Source organism: Salinicoccus sp. RF5 (genome assembly GCF_020786625.1).
GTDB lineage: Bacteria > Bacillota > Bacilli > Staphylococcales > Salinicoccaceae > Salinicoccus.
The window spans coordinates 1-310 of sequence record NZ_JAJGRC010000020.1; the positions used below are offsets into that span (position 1 = coordinate 1).

At 51.6% G+C, this 310-nt stretch carries 1 pseudogene; it reads right to left on the reverse strand.

Going from position 1 to position 310, the window contains the following annotated elements:
- Positions 1-167: 167 nt before the first annotated feature.
- A pseudogene (locus LLU09_RS12640) lies at positions 168-310 on the reverse strand (PTS mannitol transporter subunit IIBC); the annotation flags it as partial.

A 310-nucleotide genomic window follows, 5' to 3' on the forward strand; every position in this document is an offset into this window, starting at 1 on the left:
CTGAAGAGGAACGTAAGCAGGAAGAAGCGGAGAAGGCAGCTGAAGAGGAACGTAAGCAGGAAGAAGCGGAGAAGGCAGCTGAAGAGGAACGTAAGCAGGAAGAAGCGGAGAAGGCAGCTGAAGAGGAACGTAAGCAGGAAGAAGCGGAGAAGGCAGCTGAAGAGGATGAGGAAGTTGTCGACCGAAATATGCTTGGCAGTAGGCACTTTGCTTTCGGCCCTTTCAGTCAGCGTCTTCTGTGTGATGATGATGTCTTCATCACCCTTCAGCTGGTTGATGGCCGAATTCGTGACTTCGATGTCGAGTCCTT